Below are 2745 nucleotides of genomic sequence, written 5' to 3' on the forward strand. Positions count from 1 at the left end.
ATTTTATGATACAGTTGTATTTCTGCTTCTTCTTTTTTTCTTAATTCATTCCAGTTATTAACTTGAAGTGCCAGTAAGATACCGACCATAACAAGTACAATTTCTCCAATGGCATAAAGTAAATATTTGCTAAACTTATTTTCAGTCAGAAGTTGCTGTCTAATTTTTCTAAAGAATTTGATCATGGAAAGAAGGTAGTTGGTTGTACTACCTAAGGTAATGAATAATTACACATCGCTAGAAAGACGTTTGCGTCTGCTGTACTGCTTTATAATGATGTGCCTATGGAGATTGTAAGTGAACTGCTTGGGCACTCTAGTATGAAAATTACACAGGAGTATTATGGCAAGGTTGTTCAGAAGAGGGTCAGTGAGGAGATTATGAGGATTTCAAGAAAACTTGGCTAACGTTTATGTATAAAATTAATCACAAAAGGTAAAAGCAAAAAACTTGCCCTGAGCGCTGTTTGCAATAAACTGATTAAGCAAGCCTATGGAATATCAAAATCGGGTTTGGATTATGATAGAAACTATGTTGGAAGATTAAGCTAAATTTTATTTGATTTTTAGCTCAGTTCTTTGTTGTGCTTTCGTTATTTTTTAATTTCATTTTCTAAAATTTCGATTGTCTTTTGCATTTTCTCTTTAAGTGTTTGTCCTTCTAAATTACAAACTTGAGAAAACGTAAATATGAATGTTACTAGGCCTTCAAGACGTGAATCCTTTAAAATGTATTGAACATCTATTTCTTTCGGGCTTTTTCCTATAGTCAAAATTTGGTCGCTTTTTCCTTTGTCCAAAAACCCCATTCTGAGTTCTTGCGCTTTCCAAAACACATGATTCGCATTGCGCATGATTCCAACTTCTTTCATAAAAGGAATGATTTCAGAAATATAGTGGTCGTGTTGGATTTTTTCAGACTCGCTATAGGCTTTAAAATCCGAATTCCAATGAGAAAGTAATTGCTTTAAACTGTCGTTTCTTATCAATTTGATATTTCCTAAATTTATCAAATCATTTTCGATTGGGTCAAAGGTTGGGTCCATAAAAAAAGTGGCAAATATCATTGAAAGAGAATCTTGACTAATGGATATATCTTTTGAGGTAATATCCAAAATATTTAGACTTTCTGAAATTAATTTTCGTCTCATTTCAATCTTATTCTCCAATTGAAGAAGGTTCGATTTGTAGTCCGCTTTAAGTTGTTTAAGGATTACTTGTTCTTGTTCAATGTTTTTATTCTCTTCGTTATTGTTATTAATGGCTAGAGCTATTAAAATACCAATGACAACCAGTACAATTTCTCCAATTGCATAAATCAGATATTTGTTGAACTTATTTTCAGTCAGCATTTTTTGTCTAATTTTTCTAAAGAATTTAATCATTGGTTAGTGGTTTCTGGTGAAGCACAACGGTTTGTGTATGATTAGTTGCTTGAAGGACTAAGATAGTAAAAAGGGGAGGAGCAAAGGGATTTCGGCAGAAATCCTCGAGTGATCTTTAAAAGCTCCCAAGCAATTAATTATACACGTCTTTGTTGTGCTTTCGTTATTCTTTAATTTCGCTGTCTATTAGGTTTAATATTTCAATAATTTGATTCCTCAAGGCTAAAGACTGAATATTCCCTATATGACTCCAATTGAATGAATCTGCCACAATACCTTCAAATTCTATATTATTCAAAACTTCACTAATATTTAGTTGTTTTTTAGTATTTCCTATTTTGTGTTTTACAATAGCTGTTTTGTTTAAAGCGAATTTTGGAATATAACCATCTTTCCATAATGCATTTATAATATTCCTGTACAAACCTGTTTTTTCGTTGAATGGGATTATTATTTCCGTTCTAATTTTTTGATATTCAAGCTCTATTTCCTGTAATTGATAAACGTCAGTAGACCAATTAGTCAATTTTAGTTTTAAGCTATCATTTCTAATTAAATGTAAATTTCCAGATTCAATTAAATTATTTTCTACTGGGTCAAAAGTAGGGTCTGTTAAAAGAAATGAAAGTTGGAAAATAATACTATCAAGCTCAACAAATTCTGGATTATCAATAAATCCTAATAATTTTATTGAAGCTTCAGTAATATCTGACCGCATTGAAATTTTCTCATCTAATTGTTCCAGATTCTTATTAAAATCTAATTTTAGTTGTAATAATATTTTTTGCTCCTGTGCTATTTCTTTACGTTGCTCATTCCAGTTGTTAATCTGAAGCGCAATTAAAATTCCAATAACCACTAGCACTATTTCTCCAATGGCATATTTAAAATACTTTCCAGTTTTATTTTCCATAAGCAAGTTCTGGCGAATTTTTCTAAAGAATTTTATCATCGGTTTCTTGGTTGGTCATTATGTTCGTTAAGGCACATAGTTTACACAAGTTAAAGATTAAGGTTTACACTAAATTAATTTCTAATCTTGTTGCTTGTTCTTTATTTCTTAGATACTTTTCATCAAAGAAACCTAAAAATACGTTTCTATAAAATACCCTCCAAATACCGTTTCCCATTTCTTGAATACCTACATATTTTCCCATTAATGAAGCGGTTACATATACCCAGTAATACGATTTCCATCTAATAGATCCATTCTGGGTTACTTTAAGAACTTTGCATTTGGCATCATAGTCAAAGTCAGGTATTCTTTCAAGGAACGGTCTTGTAGAAAAGTTATGCAAGGACATAAAGATTATCAAGAGAAGCTTTTCAATAGTTTTCAGTTAAGTGAACGCATACCCAAG

The 2745-nt window shown here is 31.2% G+C and carries 4 protein-coding genes and 2 pseudogenes; 2 read left to right on the plus strand and 4 right to left on the minus strand.

Annotation, left to right across the window (positions count from 1 at the left end; all coding sequences use genetic code 11):
* The coding region (locus tag B5X55_RS19110) for a DUF6090 family protein (RefSeq protein WP_234999797.1) at nucleotides 1-185 on the minus strand (185 nt) is incomplete at its 3' end.
* A gap of 45 nt (nucleotides 186-230) precedes the next feature.
* Between B5X55_RS19110 and B5X55_RS19115 the strand changes: the two are divergent.
* Nucleotides 231-407 (plus strand): annotated as a pseudogene (locus B5X55_RS19115) (site-specific integrase); the annotation flags it as partial.
* Between the two features lie 12 nt (nucleotides 408-419).
* Nucleotides 420-551, plus strand: a pseudogene (locus B5X55_RS19355) (IS110 family transposase); the annotation flags it as partial.
* 41 nt (nucleotides 552-592) lie between these two features.
* Here B5X55_RS19355 and B5X55_RS18560 read toward each other — a convergent pair.
* The 3 genes from B5X55_RS18560 to B5X55_RS18570 form a co-directional block, all read right to left on the minus strand.
* Nucleotides 593-1384 carry a DUF6090 family protein gene (locus tag B5X55_RS18560; RefSeq protein WP_079514700.1) on the minus strand — a complete coding sequence of 264 codons (792 nt, stop codon included), beginning with the start codon at nucleotides 1382-1384 and terminating at the stop codon, nucleotides 593-595.
* Nucleotides 1385-1547: 163 nt separating this feature from the next.
* On the minus strand, nucleotides 1548-2336 hold the full coding sequence (locus B5X55_RS18565) for a DUF6090 family protein (protein ID WP_143814546.1): 789 nt from the start codon (nucleotides 2334-2336) through the stop codon (nucleotides 1548-1550).
* Between the two features lie 64 nt (nucleotides 2337-2400).
* The gene (locus B5X55_RS18570; protein WP_079514704.1) at nucleotides 2401-2688 is read right to left on the minus strand and encodes a hypothetical protein; all 288 of its coding nucleotides are present in this window, start codon (nucleotides 2686-2688) and stop codon (nucleotides 2401-2403) included.
* Nucleotides 2689-2745 lie beyond the last annotated feature (57 nt).

This window comes from Maribacter arcticus (assembly GCF_900167935.1).
GTDB lineage: Bacteria > Bacteroidota > Bacteroidia > Flavobacteriales > Flavobacteriaceae > Maribacter > Maribacter arcticus.